18 protein-coding genes are annotated in these 21,564 nt (G+C 63.3%); 9 read left to right on the top strand and 9 right to left on the bottom strand.

Annotated features, from left to right (window positions below; translation table 11 throughout):
* Window positions 1-338 precede the first annotated feature (338 nt).
* On the top strand, window positions 339-1,826 hold the full coding sequence (locus tag BMY84_RS28225) for a lipopolysaccharide biosynthesis protein (protein WP_093088439.1): 1,488 nt from the start codon (window positions 339-341) through the stop codon (window positions 1,824-1,826).
* Between the two features lie 19 nt (window positions 1,827-1,845).
* Here BMY84_RS28225 and BMY84_RS28220 read toward each other — a convergent pair whose 3' ends face one another.
* The gene (locus tag BMY84_RS28220; RefSeq protein ID WP_093088438.1) at window positions 1,846-2,274 is read right to left on the bottom strand and encodes a CBS domain-containing protein; all 429 of its coding nucleotides are present in this window, start codon (window positions 2,272-2,274) and stop codon (window positions 1,846-1,848) included.
* An 82-nt stretch (window positions 2,275-2,356) separates the two neighbouring features.
* Here BMY84_RS28220 and BMY84_RS28215 point away from each other — a divergent pair, with 82 nt between their 5' ends.
* Window positions 2,357-2,656, top strand: coding sequence for a hypothetical protein (locus BMY84_RS28215; RefSeq protein ID WP_093088436.1), 300 nt, complete (start codon window positions 2,357-2,359; stop codon window positions 2,654-2,656).
* Window positions 2,649-3,023 (top strand): acyl-CoA thioesterase, encoded by a 375-nt coding sequence (locus tag BMY84_RS28210; RefSeq protein ID WP_093017847.1) that lies wholly within the window; start codon window positions 2,649-2,651, stop codon window positions 3,021-3,023. Before BMY84_RS28215 ends, BMY84_RS28210 begins: the two co-directional genes overlap by 8 nt.
* On the opposite strand, the gene BMY84_RS28205 is transcribed toward BMY84_RS28210, so the two are convergent.
* The 6 genes from BMY84_RS28205 to hisS form a co-directional block, all read right to left on the bottom strand.
* A complete protein-coding gene (locus BMY84_RS28205) occupies window positions 3,020-4,579 on the bottom strand; it encodes a DUF4139 domain-containing protein (RefSeq protein WP_093088434.1) in 1,560 nt (519 codons plus the stop codon). The genes BMY84_RS28210 and BMY84_RS28205 overlap by 4 nt on opposite strands.
* A gap of 13 nt (window positions 4,580-4,592) precedes the next feature.
* Window positions 4,593-6,053 carry a DUF4139 domain-containing protein gene (locus BMY84_RS28200; RefSeq protein WP_093088433.1) on the bottom strand — a complete coding sequence of 487 codons (1,461 nt, stop codon included), beginning with the start codon at window positions 6,051-6,053 and terminating at the stop codon, window positions 4,593-4,595.
* Between the two features lie 118 nt (window positions 6,054-6,171).
* Window positions 6,172-7,080, bottom strand: a complete 909-nt coding sequence (locus BMY84_RS28195) for a DUF4167 domain-containing protein (protein ID WP_093088442.1) — start codon at window positions 7,078-7,080, stop codon at window positions 6,172-6,174.
* Window positions 7,081-7,392: 312 nt separating this feature from the next.
* A complete protein-coding gene (gene prmC / locus BMY84_RS28190) occupies window positions 7,393-8,223 on the bottom strand; it encodes a peptide chain release factor N(5)-glutamine methyltransferase (protein WP_093088431.1) in 831 nt (276 codons plus the stop codon).
* Between the two features lie 106 nt (window positions 8,224-8,329).
* Window positions 8,330-9,415 carry a peptide chain release factor 1 gene (prfA, locus tag BMY84_RS28185; protein WP_093088430.1) on the bottom strand — a complete coding sequence of 362 codons (1,086 nt, stop codon included), beginning with the start codon at window positions 9,413-9,415 and terminating at the stop codon, window positions 8,330-8,332.
* Window positions 9,415-10,698 (bottom strand): histidine--tRNA ligase, encoded by a 1,284-nt coding sequence (gene hisS / locus BMY84_RS28180; RefSeq protein WP_093088428.1) that lies wholly within the window; start codon window positions 10,696-10,698, stop codon window positions 9,415-9,417. The genes prfA and hisS overlap by 1 nt, the downstream gene beginning before the upstream one ends.
* Before the next feature lie 142 nt (window positions 10,699-10,840).
* Here hisS and BMY84_RS28175 point away from each other — a divergent pair, with 142 nt between their 5' ends.
* Together BMY84_RS28175 and ppa are read left to right on the top strand one after the other, a co-directional pair.
* On the top strand, window positions 10,841-12,760 hold the full coding sequence (locus BMY84_RS28175) for a M61 family metallopeptidase (RefSeq protein ID WP_093088441.1): 1,920 nt from the start codon (window positions 10,841-10,843) through the stop codon (window positions 12,758-12,760).
* A gap of 37 nt (window positions 12,761-12,797) precedes the next feature.
* Window positions 12,798-13,337 carry an inorganic diphosphatase gene (gene ppa, locus BMY84_RS28170; protein ID WP_093017831.1) on the top strand — a complete coding sequence of 180 codons (540 nt, stop codon included), beginning with the start codon at window positions 12,798-12,800 and terminating at the stop codon, window positions 13,335-13,337.
* 81 nt (window positions 13,338-13,418) lie between these two features.
* On the opposite strand, the gene BMY84_RS28165 is transcribed toward ppa, so the two are convergent.
* Window positions 13,419-14,882 carry a MocR-like transcription factor YczR gene (locus BMY84_RS28165; protein ID WP_093088427.1) on the bottom strand — a complete coding sequence of 488 codons (1,464 nt, stop codon included), beginning with the start codon at window positions 14,880-14,882 and terminating at the stop codon, window positions 13,419-13,421.
* A 90-nt stretch (window positions 14,883-14,972) separates the two neighbouring features.
* On the opposite strand from BMY84_RS28165, the gene BMY84_RS28160 reads away from it, so the two are divergent.
* The 3 genes from BMY84_RS28160 to BMY84_RS28150 all read left to right on the top strand — a co-directional run bounded on the left by BMY84_RS28160 (window position 14,973) and on the right by BMY84_RS28150 (window position 17,454).
* Window positions 14,973-15,575 carry a membrane protein YczE gene (locus BMY84_RS28160; RefSeq protein WP_093088424.1) on the top strand — a complete coding sequence of 201 codons (603 nt, stop codon included), beginning with the start codon at window positions 14,973-14,975 and terminating at the stop codon, window positions 15,573-15,575.
* A 163-nt stretch (window positions 15,576-15,738) separates the two neighbouring features.
* Complete coding sequence (locus BMY84_RS28155; protein ID WP_093088423.1) at window positions 15,739-16,935, top strand: hypothetical protein; 1,197 nt, start codon at window positions 15,739-15,741, stop codon at window positions 16,933-16,935.
* 12 nt (window positions 16,936-16,947) lie between these two features.
* Window positions 16,948-17,454, top strand: coding sequence for a DUF1993 domain-containing protein (locus BMY84_RS28150; RefSeq protein ID WP_093088421.1), 507 nt, complete (start codon window positions 16,948-16,950; stop codon window positions 17,452-17,454).
* A gap of 137 nt (window positions 17,455-17,591) precedes the next feature.
* Here BMY84_RS28150 and BMY84_RS28145 read toward each other — a convergent pair whose 3' ends face one another.
* Window positions 17,592-18,086, bottom strand: a complete 495-nt coding sequence (locus BMY84_RS28145; RefSeq protein ID WP_093088419.1) for a hypothetical protein — start codon at window positions 18,084-18,086, stop codon at window positions 17,592-17,594.
* Between the two features lie 87 nt (window positions 18,087-18,173).
* Between BMY84_RS28145 and gyrB the strand changes: the two genes are divergently transcribed.
* Window positions 18,174-20,675, top strand: a complete 2,502-nt coding sequence (gene gyrB, locus BMY84_RS28140) for a DNA topoisomerase (ATP-hydrolyzing) subunit B (RefSeq protein WP_093088418.1) — start codon at window positions 18,174-18,176, stop codon at window positions 20,673-20,675.
* Window positions 20,676-21,564: the final 889 nt, after the last annotated feature.

The following is a 21,564-nucleotide window of genomic DNA, read 5'->3' as shown; positions in this document are numbered from 1 at the left end:
GCCTAATTTAACCGATCACACCACGCCTGAAAGCCGTGGCAGACCGGAGCCGCCGCCCACATGTCCCTTCATCTAACCGACAATGTCAAAGAACCACCAGACAATGATTGGCGGACAACCATCCCACCCCTTCCTTGCGTCCGGGGGAACAGTGTCCGTCTATGTTGGCGACCATCCAGTCCAGCGCCGCAGTGGCGTCGTCCCGTCCGGTGAAAAGCCCTCTAGATGCGTCAGCCAGAACCGTCAAACCCTTTTTGCAATTTTGTTTCACATTTTTTTGGGGGTTAGCCGCTACAACCGCTCCCGCAGCGCTTTGACGCACAGAGAATGGGAATCGAATGGGATTGCAGGATGCCGACGCGAATGATGCGGGTTTTGGCGCGCGCATAAGGAGTGCAATCTTCTGGCGGTCTGGTAGCCAGATCCTGTCGCAGATGATGAGCTGGGTGGTGACGCTGGCCGTCATCCGCCTGCTCGATCCCAAAGATTATGGCCTGTTCGCCATGACCCAGGTGATATTGAACTTCGCCACCTTCCTCAATGGCTATGGGCTGGTGAGCGCGCTGGTGCAGTCCGACAAGGTGGAGCCGCATCGGTTGCGGCAGGCCTTCACCATCATGCTGTTGCTCAATGGCGGCCTGGCCTTACTGCAACTGGCCATCGCCCCATTGGCAGCGGACTATTATGACCAGCCGATGGTCGCGCAACTGCTGCGCGTGCAGGCGCTGCTCTATTTGTCCACGCCTTTCCTCTCCGTACCCGAAGCCATCATGGGGCGGGCGCTGGACTTCAAACGGCCAGCGCTGGTCAATCTGATCGCCGCTCTGGCTTCCGCCGGGGTCGCGCTGACCGGCGCGCTATCAGGCTGGGGCGTATGGACTCTGGTATGGGCGCCGATCACAGGTTTCTGGGTCAAGGCAACCGGTTATGTGCTGGCGACCGGGTTCCGGCCGATTCCCACTTTCGACTTTCGCGGGACCGGTGCGATGGTCGCCTACGGCGCTTCGCTGCTGGGCGGGCAGTTGTTCTGGATCGTGCAGAGCCAGGCCGACATCTTCATCGGCGGCCGCGTGCTGCATCCCCATGAACTTGGCCTCTACGCCGAAGCGCTGTTCCTGACCCAGATTTTCGTCAGCAAATTCGTGCCGCCGCTCAACGATGTCGCCTTCCCCGCTTATGCCCGGATGCAACAGGATGTGAGTCGGGTGGCCTGGTCCTTCTGCAAGGCGGTCAAGCTGCTGCTGCTGCTGACCTGCCCCATCTATCTGGGGATGGCGGTGACGGCCGAGCCACTGGTCGAGACATTGTTTGGGCAAAAATGGCTGGAGATGGCACCGTTTGTCGCCATCCTCGCGCTCGCCATGCCGTTCATGACATTGCAGGTGATGTTCGCACCGGTCAGCAATGCGCTGGGGCGCCCCGGCACCACGGCCCGAGTTGCGGCGGTCGGCGCGGTGCTGATGCCCGGCGCCTTCCTGATCGGGATTCAGGTCGGCGCGATCGGGCTGGCCTGGGCCTGGCTGATCGCCTTTCCGATCCTGACCGCGGTGACGGCGCGACTCGCCGGCGGGCCGATGGGATTGCGTGCCTTGGACCTGATTCGCGCGGCGGCGCCGGGGCTGGGCTGTTCCCTGTTGATGGCCGGGGTGGTGATGGCGGTCGACCGACTGCTGCCACCGCTCGCCGCACCGATCCGGCTGGGCGTGCTGGTGCCGGTGGGGGGCATCGCCTTCCTCGGCGCGCTGCTGCTGTGCGCGCGGGAGACGCTGAAGGAATTGATTGCGCTGGTGATCCGCCGCACGCCGCCGGCCCAGGCTTCCGCCTGAACCGACGGCGGATCGGGCATCAGGCCGTCTGGATATAGTCGCGCAACGAGGCGGCTTCCGATTCGATACTGTCGATGCGAAATTTGACGAGATCGCCGATCGAGATCATGCCGACCAGCGTGCCATCGACCACGACGGGCAAATGGCGAATGCGCCGCTTCGTCATCAGCGACAGGCTATGGATCACCGGCGTATCCTGATCGATGGTGATCGCGGGCGCGGTCATCACGTCGCCGACACTATGCTCCAGCGCCGACGCCCCATCGAGTGCCACGCGATGAACAAGATCGCGTTCGGAAAATATGCCGACCACCCGGCCATCCTCGACCACGGGCACGCACCCAATTCGCTGCCCCGCCAGCAATTTGACGACGGAGAGCAGGCTGTCGGTGGGCTGCACCTGGATGACGTCGCTTCCCTTGCTCTGCAAAATCGCTGCGATGCTCATGGCTGCTCTCTCCTTTTTTCGCCGTAAATCATTTTTTGTCCGGGCGCTTGATGATCCCACTTTCGCAGCCCAATGAAAAGAGATGACGCGCAAGCAGGCCCTGGATGATCCACAGATTGCCGCCACCGCCTGGGGGCGGTTTCGGCGGATCATGGCGTGGATGGCGCTGGGCGGGGCGTCCTGTGTCGGGCTGGCACTGACCTACCTCTATTGGCGGGTGGGCTCGCTGCCGATTCACATGGTGATTGCCACGGTGCTGGGCGTATGGCTGACCTTCATGCTGGGGACGGGGCTGATGGCGCTTGCCTTCCTGTCGAGCGGGACCGGGCATGACGAGCAGGTGATGGACCGATTGAAGGACGAGGTGCCACTGGATGACTGAACGGGGCGAAGTGATTTTGCGGGTGATGCCGCAACTGTCGGATATCAACGCCAATGGCCATATTTTTGGCGGCTGGGTGCTGAGCCAGATGGATATTGCCGGCGGTATCGTCGCCTATCGAATCGCGCAGGGCGCGGTGGCGACGGTAGCGATCGAGAGCATGAAGTTCATCACGCCAATCCTGCTGGGCGATATCGTGTCCGTCTATGCGACCGAAGAGCGACGCGGCCGGACATCGGTGTCGATCCGGATCGAAGTAGTGGCGACGCGTGGCCGCGATTGTGAGGAAGTGGAGCTGACCAACGGCGTCTATACATTCGTGGCGCTGGATGCGAATCACCGGCCACGGCCGTTGCCGGTAATCTAACGCCGCCACCTTTCCACATAGGCATAGTCGATCGACTCATTGGCTGGCACGGTGACGCGCCAAATCCAGCTATCGCCGCGCCGTTCCATGTCGGTGGGGCGCGGGTCGATAGTGTGGGGGATGGTCACTTCGGCGGTGATCGCGAAGGGACGGGCGTTGCTGAGCGTGAGCGTCCATTCGCGCGTCTTGTCCGACTTGCTTATGAAGCGGGCGTTGATGCGGACGTCGGCACTGGACGCAATGTCATAATCGACCCTTTCTCCCTCGGCCTTGTCACCGATATCGGCTTCGCCCGCGAGCAAGCGCATGGCACCGACCTGCTCGAACACTGCCACCCGGCCCGATGGCATGGGCAAGCCGAGCCCGTCTCCCTTTCGATTCTGGAGGCGCAGGCGCAAAATCATCGGCTGCGACTCGCCTGTGGGTCCGTAAATGGACGCCGCATAGATGCGCTCCACCTTCACATCGGGCTGGCGCAGCAAGGCGACCTGTTTCTGGCCATTGGCGGCGACATCAACGCTGACGGGCACGCGGTAGAGTTTGAGGTCCCCGACATCCTCGGGCGGCGGCGGGGGAGGGGGCGGCGGTGGCGGGGGAGGAGCGGCCATTATCATGGCACGCTCCGTACGCCGTTGGGAGGTGACGACGATGTCTTCTGCCGCAGCCGGCGCATACATAGCGGGCGGAGGCGGCCCCTCCACCGGGAACAGCGCCCAACTGGGATGGGTGCTGGTAATGTCCATCGGCCAGCATTGCAGGCGCAGCGGGCCACCGGTCGGGCGAGCCTGCGGGCCACGCTGTTGTTTGTTGGGTTGCCCCGCGATCACCGACAGGCGCGCATCGGGAAAGCCTGTGACGCCGCCATTGGCGACGGTCAGCCAGGCCATCAGGTCGATCACCTTGCCGTCATCATGCATGTCCGCGACATAATTGGCGGCCCAGTCGAATCCTTCGGCCAGATAAGTGAGTTGCAGGGTCGCGCGGGTCGGCCGGTCGCTGGTCGCGATCACCGACAGGGTCGGGCGAGGGGACAGATCAGCGGGCGCCTGCGGATAGAGCATCCGTTCGGGCAGGCCGCTGCATCCCAGCGCCTCATAGCCCTGCGCCGTCTGGACGATGACGCCGCCATTCGGCCCGGCGCTGATGATCGCATCCTGCTCCGTCACCTTGCCGGTCTTGCGGTCGGTGCGATGCAGAGTGACGCTGCGCTTCAGATAGGCGTCGACCAGACCGGCGGGGGAGAGGAGGCGCGCATCGCGATTCTTTTCCCGCACGCCATGGGGCATGCCCGATAGCACTGCCGTTTCGGGCATCAGCCCTTCGGCGACGCCTTCGAATCGGACGGTAGATTGCCCCTGTGGCAGATCGACCGTGCGGCTTTCGGTGATGAGCGCGTATCCGCCCGGCCAGTTGCGATCGATCGCCCCCTTGGCGCGGCCCGGCTGGCGATAGACGGTGACGGACACCGAATCGGCTTTGGTCGAGATGACCGTACCCGCCTGCGCCGGGACGAGGCAGGCGCAAAGCAGGAGCAGCAGGGCTAGAAAACGCGGCACCGGGCCCGACCGATCAATAGCGCGAATCGAAGGTGACGTTGAGATCGACCGATCCGTTGGCCGGAACCGGCACGCTCCATTCGATCCGATCGGCAGAGATCCGCTTGCCCTCCAGCGGCTGGCCGCCGACCGTCTGTGCGGTGACGCGGGTGTCGCCCCACAATCCCTGTTGCGCCAGATCGACCGTCACCGCTTCAGGCCGGGCATTGGTGAGGGTGTAGCGCATCTTCGTTTCCCAGCGCGAACCGCCCTTCTTCGTCCGCTGTTCCACAGTCGGGCGGACCTTCACGTCAAAGGCATCGCCGGTGCGCAGCGCCATGGAGGACCCCATGGGCGTATGATCGATGCTGTTTTCGCCGATAAACTGCGGGTCGCCCCGCGCATCGCGCATATAGACGCGAATCGTCCCGGCCGGGAGTTGATCGCCCAGGCCGCCCTGCTTGCTGGTGGAGAATTTGAGCACGCTCGACGCGCTCTGCGGTTCGGCTGAACTGCCCAGCCAGCCATTGACATATTCATAGGTGGACCGGGCCGGTGCGCCCTTCACGTCGAGGAAGCTGACCTGCTTCTGCTGGGCATTGGCGATCGTCGTGCGCTGGGGCAGGGGATAGAGATAATAGTCGCCCAGCCGTTCGCGCGGGCCGCTTTCGGTACCGGCCTGATCGATCGCGCCGCTGCCGCCCCGGCCCGAATATTGCCACCAACTGCCGCCGCTCCGACCATTGCGTCCTCCGCCCATGGCGGGATTGCCGGCGACCAGGATCGTCTTTGCGTCGGTGAAGCTGGTACCCGTATTGTTGGTGAGCGTGACCCAGCCCTGCATGTCCATCGCCCCCTTGGCAGCATCGAACAGGGCGACATAATCAGCGGTCCAGCCCAGATTGGGGGTCAGGTAAGACAGGCGCGCCGACACCGTGCCGCCCTGCCCCGCCTCGACCGTGACTGACAGAGTGGGGCGGGCGCGCAAATTGGGCGGTACGCGATCGAAGATGACGCGAACCGGCAGGCCATCGTCGCGCAGCACCTCTATCCGGGCGCCGATCTGAAGCACGATGCCGCCATTGGCCGCCAATATCTTCGCCCGTTCGCGGGTTTCGACGCCGGTGGCGGGATTGGTGCGGACCAGAGTGACTTCCTGCCCGACCGCCTTGTCCATCAGCTTGTCGGGGGAGAGGAGGTCATAATCGAAATTCTGTTCGATGATCGACAGGCCGGGGCCGGAGAGGTTGACCGTCTCCGGCCGGATGCGGGCCGACACATCGGGAAATTCGATGCGATTGCGGCCCTGCTTTACCGGCAGTTGCCGGTCGTCCTGCACCAGCGACTGGCCGTTATTGTAGATGGTGACGGCGACATCGCCCTGCGCCGTCGCGCCAGTCGGATCAGCCGCATTCTGGGATTGGGCGAGAAGGGGACCGGGGGTCGAAAGGGGCAGGGCGGTCAGCAGCAGGGGCAGCAGGCGCACGGCTTTCATCGATAACTCTCCAGCGATTTGCAGACCTTGTGCCGGATCGTGTTCGACTTGGAAAGCGGGCATGAAAAAAGGGACGGTGCATTGGCACCGTCCCTTTTTTCCTTCCGATCCGAAGCGCTTATTCGGCGGCTTCGGTCGTTGCGGTCGCGCGGGGGCGACGGGTGCGCTTCTTGGGCGCGTCCTCGGCTGCCGGTTCAGCGTCATTGTCGGCGCGGGCGATCGAGGGCGGCAGGACCGCCGCATCGAAGGCTTCGGCCGTTTCGGCAGGAGCCGCAACCTTGCGCGGACGGCCACGGCGCGGACGGGGCGCTTCGGCTTCCGCTTCGGGCGCGGCCTGAGCGGCGATCGGTTCAGGCTGGATCTGCGGCGCGGGCGTCAGTTCCTGCGCCGGATTGCCGGTCGGTCCCTCTACGCCCATTTCCTGCGCAACGAAGCGATCCCGACGGGGGCGATCACGGCGCGCATTGTTGCGGTTGCCATCGCGGGCATCGCGATTATCGCCGCGATAGTCACGCGCTTCGCGATCGCCACGGCCTTCGCCGCGCGTATCGCGGTTGTCGCGACCTTCATCCGAACGGCGATCCTGGTCACGAGAGGCCTGTTCACGCGAAACTTGATCACGGGGGGCCTGTTCGCGCGGGGCACGATCATAGACCGGCTGTTCCGTGCGGAAATCATCGCCGCCGTCATAGCCATTGTCGAAATCGTCGCCATCCTCGTCGAAATTCTCATCACGGGGACGATAGCGCTGCTGCTGTTCTTCCTGACGCGCACGATTGTCGGCGAGCACGCGGAAATAATGATCGGCAAATTGCAGATAATATTCGGCGTTCACACGATCGCCGACCATCTGCGCGTCACGGGCCATATTCTTGTATTTCTCAAGAAGCTGGGTGGCATTACCGCGAGAGCGGTTATCGATGCGGTTACCATTGTCACCACCGCCCCGATTATTATTGCCACTGGGACGACCATTATTGTTGTTCCGGCCGCGATTGCGGCGGCCGGCCTGCCGGTTGTTGATCAAGACATGATCCTTGCGTTCGCTATGACAAAACTCACTGAAAACACTGTTCAGTCGCCATCCCCAAATGATCCGAATAATCGGATCGGATACGGCTCCGCCAGGCATGGTCCTTGTCCGGGACCATGAACCCATTGCCAGCAGCGCCTGCGCAGCGAGCGCCGTCATGACTTTTAGGAGCTTAGAAAACGGCCTTTTCTATCAATGGCCTATGCGACCATGTCACAAGAGGAAGCCGTTTCCTGCCCCGATGTAGTGGCTTTCACAGCATAAACCAAGCAATTTTCGCTTGCCCCCCGGTAAATCGGGCGTTGCTCAGCGGGAATGGGGCGCGATCAGGCAGCGATCATGGCCGGCCAGATCGCGCCGGACCGATACCGCCAGCCCCTGCGCGACCAGCAGGGCGGAGACGCTGTCCGCCTGTGCATAGCCGATCTCGATCGCGGCCATACCGCCCGGCGCAATCAGGCGCGGCAGATCGGGCGCAATGCGGCGATAGTCGGTGAGGCCATCGGCGCCGGCGAACAGGGCGCTGGGCGGATCGTGCAGCACATCGCCGGACAGCGGCTCATCGGTGCCGATATAGGGCGGGTTGATCAGCAGGAGGTCGAAGGGACCATCGACGCCATCGGCCCAGTCGCCAAGCCGGAAATCGGCCCGAGCGGCAAGGCCGAGTTGCGCCGCATTATCCTGCGCAACGGCGAGCGCGGCAGGAGAAGCGTCGACACCAAGGCCCTGCGCCTGCGGCCATTCGCTGAGCGCCGCCAGCAGCAGCGCGCCCGATCCGGTGCCAAGGTCGAGGATGGTTGCGGGCGCTCGATCGCGGAAATGATCGACCGCCGCCTCGATCAACGTTTCGCTGTCGGGGCGAGGAATCAGCGTGTCGGGCGTGACGCGCAGGCGGATCGTCCAGAAATCGCGCGTGCCGACAATATGGGCGACCGGTTCGCCGGACAGGCGGCGTTCGATCAACGCGGCGAAGGTGGCGGGCACGCTCAGATCGCGCTGGCGCAGCAGCATGTCGCCGCGCGACAGGCCCAGCGCATGCGCCATCAGCAGTTCGGCGTCGAGACGCGCGGTGTCGCTGGAGACAGCGAGTGCGACAGTTGCGGCTCGGAGGGCGTCGGTGACACCCCCGCTCGTCATTCCCGCGCAGGCGGGAATCCATCTCCGGCGGGTGCATCCAGAAGCAGCCGTTGGGAGATGGATCCCCGCATCCGCGGGGATGACGAGAAAATGGAAAGAGAAGGGATCAAGAAACCCCGTCCAACTGCGCCAGTCGGGCGGCCTCATCCTCGGCGATCAGGGCGTCGACCACTTCGGACAGGCCGGGGCCTTCCAGGATTTCGGGCAGGCGATGCAAGGTCAGGTTGATGCGATGATCAGTGACGCGCCCTTGCGGGAAATTATAGGTGCGGATGCGTTCAGACCGGTCGCCCGATCCGACCATGGCCTTTCGGGCACCGGCCTGTTCGCTGTGGGTACGCTCGCGTTCCGCCTCATAGATGCGGGCGCGGAGCACCTGCATCGCCTTGGCCTTATTCTTATGCTGCGAGCGTTCATCCTGCTGGGTGACGACGATGCCGGTGGGAAGGTGGGTGATACGCACGGCCGAATCGGTGGTGTTGACATGCTGGCCACCCGCACCCGATGCACGATAGATATCGATCTTGAGATCACCATCGGCGATCTGAACGTCGACTTCCTCCGGCTCGGGCAGGATTGCGACGGTCGCGGCGCTGGTGTGGATGCGCCCGCCGCTTTCGGTCGCGGGCACGCGCTGGACGCGATGGACGCCGCTTTCGAACTTCAGCTTGGCAAAGACGCCCGCGCCGTTGACGCTGGCCACCACTTCCTTGAACCCGCCCTGTTCGGACGTGTTGGCTGAGAGCAATTCCATCTTCCAGCCCTGCGTATCGGCATAGCGCTGATACATGCGGAACAGGTCGCCGGCGAAGAGCGCCGCTTCATCGCCGCCTGTCCCGGCGCGGATTTCCAGCATGGCGGGCCGGGCGTCGGCCGCGTCCTTGGGCAGCAATTGCAGCGCCAGCGCGCGTTCGGCGCCGGGCAACTGGCTTTTGAGGAGCTGCATTTCCTCCTGCGCCATTTCGCGCATCAGGGGATCGGCTTCCTCGCCGCCGGTCATGGCTTCCAGCGCCGCCAGTTCCTGTCGCAAGCGGCGCAGTTCATGCGCGGCATTGGCAACCGGCTCGATCTCCGCATATTCCTTGGATAGTTTCACGAACGCTTCGGGCGCGAGGTCGGCGCGCGTCATCGACGCCTGCACCTCGTCCCGGCGCGCCTCGATCTGCGCGATGCGTTCGGCGGAAATATGCATCAGGTGAGAAGACCCGCCTCAGTCAGAATAGTAATAACTTTACCGTATACTTCTTCGACCTTCTCCGGCTGAGGATCTCCTACCGACGAAATTGGCGGCTTAACGTATAGCTTTCCGTCCCGCAGCTGAACTACCACTAGAACAAGTGCATCGACCTTCATGGCCTTGTCGTAGCGCTTTTTCGGCGAACCACTGGCAATCATATCGGCCGAGATTTGGCTTCTTCTGAACTTCGCGATCAGCCCTTGTGCATCCGGCAAAACCAAATCATCTTCAACCGCCATGATGACGCCGAGACGTTCGCGCTCAGGCATGTCCACCAGCATCGCCAGCCGCTCGATCCCCGCTGCCCAGCCGACCGCCGGGGTCGAGGGGCCGCCCAGATTCTCGATCAACCCGTCATAGCGGCCGCCGCCCAGCACGGTGCCCTGCGCACCCAGCCGGTCGGTGATGAATTCGAACGCGGTGTGACGATAATAATCCAAGCCGCGCACCAGCCGGGCGTTGCGTTCCCACGCCACACCCGCCGCATCCAGACCGCTCGTCACCTTCTCGAAAAAGCTGCGCGCTTCGTCGGTGAGGTAAGCGTCGATATCCGGCGCGCTGTCGGCGACCGGGCGGTCGCGCGGGTCCTTACTGTCTAGAATGCGCAGCGGGTTACGCTGAAGCCGGTCGAGACTGTCCTCCGACAACTGATCCTTATGCGCCTCGAAATGCGCGATCAGCGCAGCGCGCCAGGCGTCGCGGCTCGGCCCATCGCCCAAAGTGTTGAGGTTGAGCGTCACGCCGTCCGATACGCCCAGTTCCTTGAGCAACTGATCGGCCAGCACCAGCAGTTCCACGTCCGCACCGGGCTCGCCCGCGCCGAGGATTTCGGCGTCGAGCTGGTGGAACTGGCGGAAGCGGCCCTTTTGCGGGCGTTCGTAGCGGAACAGCGGGCCGTGGGTCGCCACTTTCAGCGGCGCATATTGCTGCCAGCCTTCGGTGATATAGGCCCGGCTGATCCCGGCGGTAAATTCCGGGCGCAGGGTGATGCTATCGCCACCGCGATCCTCGAACGTGTACATCTCCTTGGAGACGACATCCGTGCTTTCGCCCAGCGACCGGGCGAAGACGGCGGTGGATTCGAACACCGGCACTTCGACCCGCTGAAAACCGTAGAGTTTACGCACCCGGTCGAAGGTCGCGACCACATGAGCAAAGCGCTCCTGAAACGCCTCGCTGGTGCCGCCCAACATGTCCTGCGTGCCGCGCACGGGGCGCGGCGTTTCGATCTTTGCCATGGGGCAGCGCCTTTAACCGTAATTCATGCCCTTGGAAACGCGCTTTTTAAGGCTGGGTTCAGGGGGGTGGACGCAGGCCGCCCAAGCCGCCATGCTTGCGCCATCCGGGCTTTTCTGCCCCGCCAAATTTCTGGAGACCTTCATGATCCGCAGCCTTGCTGCCGCGCTTTACCTTTCCACGGCCATCGCCAGCCCGCTTTTCGCGCAGGACGTAATCCGTTCCAAGCCGACCGCGCTGCCCGTCGACAATACCGCACCTGCACCAAAGGACATAGCCTATCCGGGCGGCACCATCCGGCTGGAGGTCGATGCGACCGACACGACCCAGCGCATCTTCCGCGTGAAGGAGACGATCCCCGTCGCCGCCGCCGGTCCGCTGACGCTGATGATGCCGGCCTGGCTGCCGGGCAATCATGCGCCGCGCGGGCAGATCGAGAAACTGACCGGCCTGACCTTCACCGCCAATGGCCAGCCGGTCACGTGGAAGCGCGATCCGCTGAACGTCTATGCCTTCCAGATCGACGTGCCGCAGGGCGCGACCGAAGTCGTCGCGCAGTTCCAGTTCCTGTCCGCCACCCAGCCCGCGCAGGGCCGCGTCGTCGTGACGTCCAAGATGCTGAACATCCAGTGGGAGAGCGTGTCGCTCTACCCGGCCGGCTATTATACCCGCCAGATCCCGATCCAGCCGACCGTCACCTATCCGGCCGGCTGGCAGGCGGCGACCGCGCTGCGCGGCACGAAGACGGGCGACCGCGTCGCTTATGAGACGATCGACTATGAAGCGTTGCAGGATTCGCCAGTTTTCGCCGGGCGCTATTTCAAGCCGGTCGACCTTGGCAGCAACGTCACGCTGAACATCGTCGCTGACGACGCCGACGAGCTGGATTTCAAGCCGGAACAGATGGCCAAGCACAAGAAGCTGGTGGCCGAAGCGGGCGCCCTGTTCGGCACCTATCATTTCAACCATTATGATTTCCTGCTCGCCATCACCGACGAGATGGGCGGCATCGGCCTGGAGCATCATCGGTCTTCCGAGAATCAGGTCGAGCCGGGCTATTTCAAGAGCTGGGACAAAGGCGAGGCGCTGCTGGACCGCAACCTGTTGCCGCATGAATTCACCCATAGCTGGGACGGCAAATTCCGCCGCCCCGACCTGCTCTGGACGCCCGATTTCAACGTGCCGATGCAGGATAATCTGCTGTGGGTCTATGAAGGGCAGACGCAATTTTGGGGCTATGTGCTGGGCGCGCGCTCCGGCATGTTCACCAAGCAGGAGACGCTGGACGCCTATGCTCAGATCGCCGCCAAGCTGGACACGGCGGTTGGCCGCCAGTGGCGCCCGATGGAGGACACCACCCATGATCCCATCATCTCCGCCCGCCGCCCCAAGGGTTGGACCAGCTGGCAGCGATCAGAAGACTATTATAATGAAGGCCTGATGATCTGGCTGGAGGCCGACGCGATCATCGCCAAGGCGACGCGCGGCAAGAGGGGGCTGGACGATTTCGCCAAGGCGTTCTTCGGGATCAATCCGGGCGACTGGGGTCAGGTCGTCTATAATCGCGGCGACGTGATCAAGACGCTCAATGACATCGCGCCCTATGACTGGGCCGGTTTCTTCCAGAAATATGTCGACAGCACGACCAAGGAAACGCCCAAGGGCGGCTTCATCCTGGGCGGCTACAAGCTGGTCTATGGCGAGGAACCGGGCGCGATCACCAAGGCGGTCGAAGGCGCGCAGAAGGTGGTCGACCAGAGTTTCGGCATCGGCGCGATCGTCAAGAATGATGGCGAGATCAGCAGCGTCATCTGGGACAGTGCGGCGTTCAAGGCCGGTCTTGTCACCGGCGCCAAGATCATCGCGGTCAATGGCGACGAATATTCCGGCGACGTGTGGAAAGCCGCGATCAAGGCCAAGACGCCGATCCAGATCATCCTAAAGCAGGATAAATATTACCGCACATTGTCACTCGATTATTCGGGCGGGCTGCGCTATCCGCGCCTCGAAAAGACAGGAGAGGGTGAAGGCAGCCTCGACAAGCTGCTGAAACCGAGAACATGATTCACCCGCACTTCAACGCGAAGCAGAAGGCAATTCCATGAATATCGAATTGATCCCGGTCGGCGACGATCCGCCGAACAGCCTGAACGTCATCATCGAAGTGCCCGTTGGCGGCGAACCGGTGAAATATGAGTTCGACAAGGCGTCGGGCGCGCTGTTCGTCGATCGCATCCTGCACACGCCGATGCGCTATCCGGCCAATTATGGCTTCGTGCCGCACACCCTGTCGCCCGATGGCGATCCGCTGGACGCGCTGGTCATCGCCCGCTCGCCCTTCGTCCCCGGTTCGGTCGTGCGCGCCCGCCCGATCGCCGTGCTCAATCTGGAAGATGAAGCCGGCGGCGACGAAAAGCTGGTCTGCGTGCCGGACGACAAGACCTTCCCTTATTACAAGGCGGTGGGTGAGAAGGACGATCTGCCCGGCATCGTGATGGAGCAGATCGAGCATTTCTTCACCCACTATAAGGATCTGGAAAAGACCAAGTGGGTGCGGATCGGCACCTGGGGCGGGGCGGAAGACGCCAAGCAGATCACCCTGGAAGCGATCCAGCGCTACAAGGACAGCAAGACGGCGTAAGGCCAGCTTGCCGACGACATTGGAAAAGGCCGCCCGGATCGCTCCGGGCGGCCTTTTTTGTTGGGTTCGGCACCAGAAAACTCAAATCAACCGGTCCGCTTCCAGCGCCATCGCCAGCGAATCCCGCACCTTGGGCATCCGCGCATGGAGCCGGGCATCCGCTTCGACTAGTCGTTCGACACCGGCCTCCAGTTGCGCCTCGTCCAGCGTGAAAGGCAGGCGCAGGAAGCGCTCGAACGCGCCGCCGACGCCGAAGCGCGGCCCCGCCGCGACACGCACCCCCAGACTTTCGGCCAAGGCGGCCAGCGCGGTCGCTTCGGCGCGGGGCAGTTCGGCCCAGAGCGACAGGCCGCCGGCGGGCGATTCCACCCGCCAGTGCGGCAGACGCCGCTCGATCAGGCCCATGAGATGGTCGCGCCGACCGCGCAGCATCCCGGCCCGCTCGCCCAGTCCGACATCGGCGTCGACCAGTTGCGCGACGGCGATCTGCTCCACCACCGGACTGGCCATGTCCATCGTCGTGCGCAAGCGGCCAAGCGCGGCGACTGTTTGGGCGTCGGCGCGAATCCAGCCGACCCGCAGACCGCCCCAGAAAATCTTGCTGGCCGATCCCAGCGTGATGACCTGCCGCCCCGACGGATCATGCATCGCCACCGGCGGCGGCGGCGCGAAGTCAAGGCCCATCGCCACCATCGTTTCATCGATGATCAGCGGCGTATGGCTGCGCGCGGCGGCGGCCACCAGTGCGCGACGGGTGGCCGGGTCCATGCTGCGCCCGGTGGGATTGTGGAAATCGGCAATGACATAGGCGAAACGGGGGGATGTCTGGCGGAACGCCGCCTCCATCGCGTCAATGTCCCAGCCCTGCGCCGGCAGGCCGACCGGCACCGGCACGACATGGGCACGCTGCAACGCCTGAATCGCATTATGATAGGTGGGATGGTCGATCACCACCCGGTCGCCCGGCCCGGCCAGCCATTTGAGCAACAGCGAGAAACCCTGCTGCGCACCGTTCGTCACCATGATCTGGTCAGGCGAGGTGGGACAGCCGCGCCGCTCATAATGGGCGGCGATCGCCCGGCGCAGCACCATCAGGCCAAGCGGATCATAACCCAGATCACCCAGATAGGCGGGCAAGGCCTCCACCGCATGGGCATAGGCGCGCGCGACACCGGGCGCGGCGGGCAGCGCAGCATGGGTCCAGTTGAGCAGATTGCCGCCACTGGTCAGGTCGCGTTCTTCCTCCGGCGCCTGCGCATGGCCGACGGGCAGGCGGGTGACGCTGCCCGATCCCTGCCGACTTTCCAGAAAGCCCTCATCCCGCAACCGGTCGAAGGCGGCGGCGACCGTAGTGCGCGACAGGCCCAGCGCAGCCGCCAGTTCCCGCTCGCCCGGCAAGCGGACGTTCAGACCCACGCGCCCGTCCAGCACCAGCATCCGTAGCGCCTGCGCCAACTGGCGATAAGCAGGCTCCGCGCTGTCCTGCGCACGCCAGGCGCCCAGCAGGCGGAGGAGGGATGGGGGACGCAACAGCGAAGTGGACATGAGATTCGTTCCATGGCGGCAATCGTTACAGGCCATTTACGCCAGATTGGCTGTTTTGGAAAAGGCCAGTTGGCAGGAATAAGCCTGCCCATGATGATGCAACGCCGCCTTTTCCAACTTATCTGGGGCCTCGCCCTTTACGGCTTTGCCATGGCACTGATGCTGCGCGCCAATCTGGGGCTGGACCCGTGGGACGTGCTGCATCAGGGGCTGGCGCCGAAGATGGGCCTTAGCTTCGGCATGACGGTCAACCTGATCGGCGCGATCGTGCTGTTGCTCTGGTGGCCGCTGCGGCAGCGACCGGGCATCGGCACGGTGGCCAATATCCTGGTGATCGGGACCGTGGTGGACCTGTCGCTCATGATCCTGCCGACGCCCGAGGGCTATGCCATGCGCGCGACATGGCTGGTCGCGGGAATCATCCTGAACGGCATTGCCGGTGGCGCCTATATCGGCGCGGGCATGGGGCCGGGGCCGCGCGACGGGCTGATGACCGGCCTGTGCCGCCGCACCGGCTGGCCGGTCAAATGGGTGCGCACGGGCATAGAGATTGGCGTGCTGGCGATCGGCTGGATGCTGGGTGGAACGGTCGGCATCGGCACCCTGCTCTATGCCGCGACCATCGGCTGGATCGTGCACCATGCCCTGCCCTTCTTCCGCATCGCCGACACCGATCGCCAGGCCAGCGCCTGATTTCCCCCTTTTCCGGTGCCCCCTGACCGGTCGACGCCCCATCGCGTCGGCCGGTTCTTTTTTCTGTTAAGAATGCGTCGCTTGACCATTGACCGGAGCCGGCAGTCGGGCATGGTTCGCTCCAATCCCAATCACCATAACCGGATCAAGGAGCCAAAGTCCCATGCGCCCCTTCCTCGCCGCCATTCTTCTTTTGCCGCTGACCACCGCCGCCCCGGCCCAGCAGGCGCCGCAACCGGCTCTGGCCCCGCTGACCTTCGAACGGATCGCGCCCGACGGCACGAAGATGCCGCGCTTCAAGGTCGATGCGGCCTGGCCCGCGATGCCCGACGATCTGCTGCTGGGGCAGGTCAGCGGCGTGGCGGTGGGGCCAGACGATTCGGTCTGGGTCGTGCATCGCCCGCACAGCCTGACCGCGACCGACACCGGCCTTGCCCAAACCCCGCCGATCGCCGCCTGCTGCAAGCCCGCGCCGCCGGTGGTGCGCTTCGCCAAGGATGGCCGCTTTCTGGGCGGCTGGGGCGGCGCGGCGAGCGCGCCCAGCGTCGACGGGGTCAATCAATGGCCATCCAGCCTGCACGGCATCTACATCGACAAGGCCGGCAGTGTCTGGTTCGGCGGCAATGGGAAGGGCGACCATGTCGTCATGAACTATACGCCGCAGGGCCAATATATCCGCAGCTTCGGTCGGCGCGACAAGACCGGCGGCAATGACGCGACCGACCAGTTGGGCAATCCGTCCGACGTCAATCATTCGGACGGCATGGTACTGATTTCCGACGGTTATGTGAACCGGCGCGTGATCGGCTTCGATGCGCAGAGCAATGGCTATAAGGGCCGCTGGGGCGCCTATGGCAAGCCGCCCAGCGGTCCGGTTTTGCAGGGCGCGTTCGACCAGAGCCATGCCGTCGATCCCAGCCGGGTCGCCGATCCCAAATCCGCCATCTTCAACAGCATCGTTCATTGCGTGGTGCCGACGAAGGACGGCCATCTCTATGTCTGCGACCGCAACAATAATCGCGCGCAACTGTTCAAACGGGAGAAGAATGGCGGCCTGACCTTCGTGCGTGATCTGGTGATCGCACCGGAAACGGGCGGTACCCACACCGTGACCGACATCGCCTTTTCGCCCGATCCCGACCAGACATACATGTATGTCGCGGACATGATGAACAGCCGCATCTGGATATTGGAGCGCAAGACCCACGCCGTGCTGGGCGCATTCGGCCGGGTCGGGCGACAGGCCGGGCAATTCACCTGGCTGCACAGCATTGATACCGACAGCGACGGCAATATCTATGCGACCGAGGTGAATACCGGCCGCCGCGTGCAGAAGCTGGTTTTCACTGGCATTGAGTAGAAGGAACGCTGCGTGGCGACCGAATTATACGACCTGACCATACCCGTCTTCATCCGTGGCCTGCGGAACCTGTCCACCCTGCTGGACAAGGGCGCAGCCTTCGCCACCGAAAAGGGCATCGATCCGCTGACGCTAACCAGCGCCCAGTTGATCGACGACATGAAGCCCCTGACCGCACAGGTCCAGTTCGCCTGCGACACGGCCAAGGGCACGGTGACGCGGCTGGGCGAACTGGAACCGGTGGCGATGCCGGACACCGAACAGAGTTTCGCGCAATTGCAGGCCCGGATCGCGAAGACCATCGCCCTGCTGGAGGCCGTGCCGCGTGAGAAGATCGACGGGCGGGAAGAGGTGATCGTGACCCTGAAGGTGCCGGGCGGTGAAATTCCCTTCACCGGGGCCAGCCATGTGCTGACCTTCTCGCTACCGAATTTCTATTTCCACCTCAGCATGGCCTATGCGCTGTTGCGGCAGGCGGGCGTGCCGGTCGGCAAGCTGGATTTTCTGGGCGGGATTTAACGGGTTCACGCGGAAGCGCGAGGACGCGGAGGGGGATGGGCGCCAACTCTTCCCTTCCAGCCGCCGACTGTTGCCGCCGGAATGATGATAAGCGATTTTGCCGCTTTCTCTCGCCGCGCCTCCGCGCGAACCAGAAATTATCCCGCGATCAATCGCACATAAGCGCTGGCAACCCAGCCGCTGACGCAGGGTCCGTCATAGGCCTGCTTGCGGTCCACGGGGGACGTGACATCGCAGTCGACGGGTTCGGCTGCGTTGTCGGCGGCCGGGCCAGGGGGCACCACCACGCCCAGCCATTTCTGGTCGAGGCTGCGCGTGCAGACATAGACGCGCGCGCCCTCTGCCAGCATGCCCTGCTCCTTCGCCTGCGCGAACGGCGCGGCCCGCACCGCCAGCCCCTTCGTGCCCGCGCGCATGACCTGCCCCATGCCGCCACAGGCATCGAGTTGCGGTCCATCCTCGCCGATCGTGACCGGTCGGACGATGCCAGCCTCCAGCCGGGTTTCGCTGACATCATCGCGCGCCGCGCCGGCCAACGATGAGTTGGGCAAAGCCTCATACAGATCGTCGCTTTTCGAGCAGCCGGAAAGCACGATGAGCGGGAGGAGGATCAGGGGGAAGACGGCATGCATGGAAAGCGTGATAGACCGCCCCGGCCCGACACGGAAGCCGCCATGTTTCGCTTTAGTTTCATGGCGCCTTTCCCTATATGCTCGACCATGAGCGAAGAACCCGTCAACACCCCCAACAGCAATGAATATGGCGCCGACAGCATCAAGGTGCTGAAAGGGCTGGATGCCGTGCGCAAGCGGCCCGGCATGTATATCGGCGATACCGACGATGGCAGCGGCCTGCACCACATGGTGTTCGAGGTCAGCGACAATGCTATCGACGAGGCTCTGGCGGGGCATTGCGACCTGATCACCATCACGCTGAACCCGGATGGCTCCGTCAGCGTAGAGGATAATGGCCGCGGCATTCCGACCGGCATCCATAAGGAAGAGGGCGTGTCGGCGGCCGAGGTCATCATGACCCAGCTGCACGCGGGCGGTAAGTTCGAAAATACCAGTGACGACAATGCCTATAAGGTGTCGGGCGGCCTGCACGGCGTGGGCGTGTCCGTGGTGAACGCCCTGTCCGAATGGCTGGACCTCAATATCTGGCGTGACGGCAAGGAGCATTGGATGCGCTTCGCCTATGGCGACGCGACCGCCCCGCTCGCGGTGATTGGCGATGCTCCCGAGGGCAAGAAGGGGACGCGCGTCACCTTCCTCGCGTCGCTGGAAAAGGCGCCCGGCGACGGCGCAACCTTCAAGAACCATACCGAATATGATTTCGAAAAGCTGGAGCATCGCTATCGCGAACTGGCTTTCCTCAACAGCGGCGTGCGCCTGTTCCTGGTCGATGCACGCCATGAGGAAAAGAAGGAGATCGAGCTGTTCTATGAAGGCGGCATCGCAGCCTTTGTGAAATATCTCGACCGGAACAAGAATGCGCTGATGCCCGATCCGATCGCGATTTCGGGTACCCGCGACGACGTGACCATCGACGTCGCGCTGGAGTGGAACGATTCTTATTATGAGAATGTCCTCTGCTTCACCAACAACATCCCGCAGCGCGACGGCGGCACCCACCTCGCAGCCTTCCGCGCGGCGCTGACCCGCACGCTCAACAATTATGCGGAAAAGTCCGGCGCGCTGAAGAAGGAGAAAGTCTCCCTCACCGGCGAGGATATGCGCGAGGGCCTGACCGCGATCGTCTCGGTCAAGCTGCCCGATCCCAAATTCAGTTCGCAGACCAAGGACAAGCTGGTCAGTTCCGAAGTGCGCCAGCCGCTCGAAAGCCTGATGGCCGACAAGATGGCCGAATGGCTGGAGGAGAACCCGGCCCACGGCAAGATGATCGTGCAGAAGGTGATCGACGCTGCCGCCGCGCGTGAAGCCGCCAAGAAGGCGCGCGAACTGACGCGGCGCAAGGGCGTGCTGGATATCGCGAGCCTGCCCGGCAAGCTGGCCGACTGTCAGGAACGCGACCCCGCCAAGTCCGAACTCTTCCTGGTCGAAGGCGATTCGGCAGGCGGTTCGGCCAAGCAGGGCCGCAACCGCCACAATCAGGCGATCCTGCCGCTGAAGGGCAAGATCCTGAACGTCGAGCGCGCGCGGTTCGACAAGATGCTGTCGTCCAAGGAAGTCGGCACGCTCATCCAGGCGATGGGCACCGGCATTCGCGACGATTTCAATCTGGAAAAGCTGCGCTACCACAAGATCGTCATCATGACCGACGCTGACGTCGACGGCGCGCATATCCGCACGCTGCTGCTGACCTTCTTCTATCGCCAGATGCCGCAGATCATTGAGGCGGGCCATCTCTACATCGCCCAGCCGCCGCTGTATAAGGCGACGCGTGGCCGGTCCGAAGTATATCTCAAGAACGAAGCCGCGCTGGAGCAATATCTGGTCGACAATGGCGTCGAATCGATGGCGCTGGAAACGAACAACGGCGCGCGCACCGGCGAGGATCTGCGCAGCCTGATCGAACATAGCCGCCGCATGCGCGCGGTGATGCGCTATGTCCCGCGCCGCTATAATCCCGCAATTATCGAGGCGCTGAGCCTCAACGGCGCGTTGGACCCCGAATTGTCTGCCGACGCACAGGCCGAGCGGCTGGCCGCGACCGTCGCCTGGATGGACGCGCAGGATGTCGAAGGGCGCTGGACCGGCATCGTCGCCGAAGAGGGCGGCTTCCACTTCCAGCGCCTGTGGCGCGGCGTCACCGATCATCATGTGATCGAGGGCGGCTTCATCGGATCGGCAGAGGCGCGCAAGCTGCACGCCATCGCCGGTGAGGATGCCGACAGCTATCGCACCAGCAGCCGTCTGATTACGGTCAAGGCGCTGGCCGCCGAAGCGAATGACGACGACCTGCCTGCCGCGCCGACCAAGGGCGCTGTCGTCACCCGGCCGAGCGAATTGCTGGACGCGCTGCTGGCCGCCGGGCGCAAGGGGCTGGCGATCCAGCGCTACAAGGGGTTGGGCGAGATGAACGCGGAACAGCTGTGGGAAACCACGCTAGACCCGGACAATCGTTCTATGCTGCGCGTCGAGGTGGAGCAGGCGGACGTCGCCGACGAAATCTTCACCCGTCTGATGGGCGACGTGGTCGAACCGCGCCGCGAATTCATTCAGGACAATGCGCTGAACGTCGCCAATCTGGACGTGTAAGCCATATTTCTGGCGGCAGCGGACAAGTTTGAGAAACTGTCGGACTAGAATGGAAAAAAACTGAGTAGATTGAGAAATCGACGCCCAGTTTACACCCAACAAGATCGTTCATTGATTGGATACACTTCCACCAGCCCAACGCGGCAGTCCTCCCACGTCAACGAGTTCCTGACGCCTGATCCCATCGAGTGCTTCGGGAAAGATTCTACGCGCAGCCTGCCAGACCGGATCTCCCGGACCGATCTGTGGGTATGAAATCTTGGCTTGGCTTATGGCCGCCGCGAGCGAATCACGTTGTAGCAGCTGGGCTCGGGCAGTTGCGCGGAGGAAAGTTTCGATCAGGTCAGCGTAAGGCATGATCGATCGTCCCGTGAGCTTGGCGTTGAGCATCTGCAGGAGCGCTTCCGTGCCTTGAAATCGCGTGAGATAAAGGCGATCGCCTTACTCCCGTTCCACTATGAGCAATCGAGAATAGGATAGCGATCAACTCGTACAGCAGTTGCCTGCCCGACCCTCCGTGGGTCTGCCAGTATCGCTGCTTCCAAAGCGAGAGCTCCGGCACAAACATGCGGGCGCTGTCCCAGGCCGAATGATAAATCGGTTCTGAAAAAGGATTGTTTGATGTCGTGGCAGGCGCTCGCTTGAAGGCGTTCGCCCATTTCACCCTTCCCGATTTACAGAACGCTTTGAGTGCTTCAGTCCGACGGTCCTGCAAATACACTGAGCGCCCGGTGTTAAGGGTGAGATCGTCGAGGGATATTCTCTTCGATTTCAGAAATCCTCCCCGTTGGGGCTCTAGAGCATCGAGCCTTTAATCGGACGCATATCCAGCGGCTTTGAGGAAGTTTCGGCATTCGTCTGGGGTGTAGAGGTCGCAGATATTGCCGAT

The sequence above is a fragment of the Sphingobium sp. AP50 genome, from assembly GCF_900109095.1.
Lineage (GTDB): Bacteria > Pseudomonadota > Alphaproteobacteria > Sphingomonadales > Sphingomonadaceae > Sphingobium.
The sequence above is the reverse complement of the archived record's forward strand: the minus strand, read 5'-3'. Positions and strand labels throughout refer to the sequence as shown.

Excerpts from the sequence above, each read along its gene's own strand:
- BMY84_RS28155 (WP_093088423.1), top strand. The coding sequence starts at position 15,739 with ATGCGCCCCTTCCTCGCCGCCATTCTTCTTTTGCCGCTGACCACCGCC.
- BMY84_RS28175 (WP_093088441.1), top strand. The coding sequence starts at position 10,841 with ATGATCCGCAGCCTTGCTGCCGCGCTTTACCTTTCCACGGCCATCGCC.
- BMY84_RS28210 (WP_093017847.1), top strand. The coding sequence starts at position 2,649 with ATGACTGAACGGGGCGAAGTGATTTTGCGGGTGATGCCGCAACTGTCG.
- prmC (WP_093088431.1), bottom strand. The coding sequence starts at position 8,223 with ATGACGAGCGGGGGTGTCACCGACGCCCTCCGAGCCGCAACTGTCGCA.
- BMY84_RS28145 (WP_093088419.1), bottom strand. The coding sequence starts at position 18,086 with ATGCATGCCGTCTTCCCCCTGATCCTCCTCCCGCTCATCGTGCTTTCC.
- BMY84_RS28215 (WP_093088436.1), top strand. The coding sequence starts at position 2,357 with ATGACGCGCAAGCAGGCCCTGGATGATCCACAGATTGCCGCCACCGCC.
- hisS (WP_093088428.1), bottom strand. The coding sequence starts at position 10,698 with ATGGCAAAGATCGAAACGCCGCGCCCCGTGCGCGGCACGCAGGACATG.
- BMY84_RS28165 (WP_093088427.1), bottom strand. The coding sequence starts at position 14,882 with ATGTCCACTTCGCTGTTGCGTCCCCCATCCCTCCTCCGCCTGCTGGGC.
- BMY84_RS28220 (WP_093088438.1), bottom strand. The coding sequence starts at position 2,274 with ATGAGCATCGCAGCGATTTTGCAGAGCAAGGGAAGCGACGTCATCCAG.
- gyrB (WP_093088418.1), top strand. The coding sequence starts at position 18,174 with ATGAGCGAAGAACCCGTCAACACCCCCAACAGCAATGAATATGGCGCC.
- BMY84_RS28225 (WP_093088439.1), top strand. The coding sequence starts at position 339 with ATGGGATTGCAGGATGCCGACGCGAATGATGCGGGTTTTGGCGCGCGC.
- ppa (WP_093017831.1), top strand. The coding sequence starts at position 12,798 with ATGAATATCGAATTGATCCCGGTCGGCGACGATCCGCCGAACAGCCTG.
- BMY84_RS28160 (WP_093088424.1), top strand. The coding sequence starts at position 14,973 with ATGATGATGCAACGCCGCCTTTTCCAACTTATCTGGGGCCTCGCCCTT.
- BMY84_RS28200 (WP_093088433.1), bottom strand. The coding sequence starts at position 6,053 with ATGAAAGCCGTGCGCCTGCTGCCCCTGCTGCTGACCGCCCTGCCCCTT.
- prfA (WP_093088430.1), bottom strand. The coding sequence starts at position 9,415 with ATGCATATTTCCGCCGAACGCATCGCGCAGATCGAGGCGCGCCGGGAC.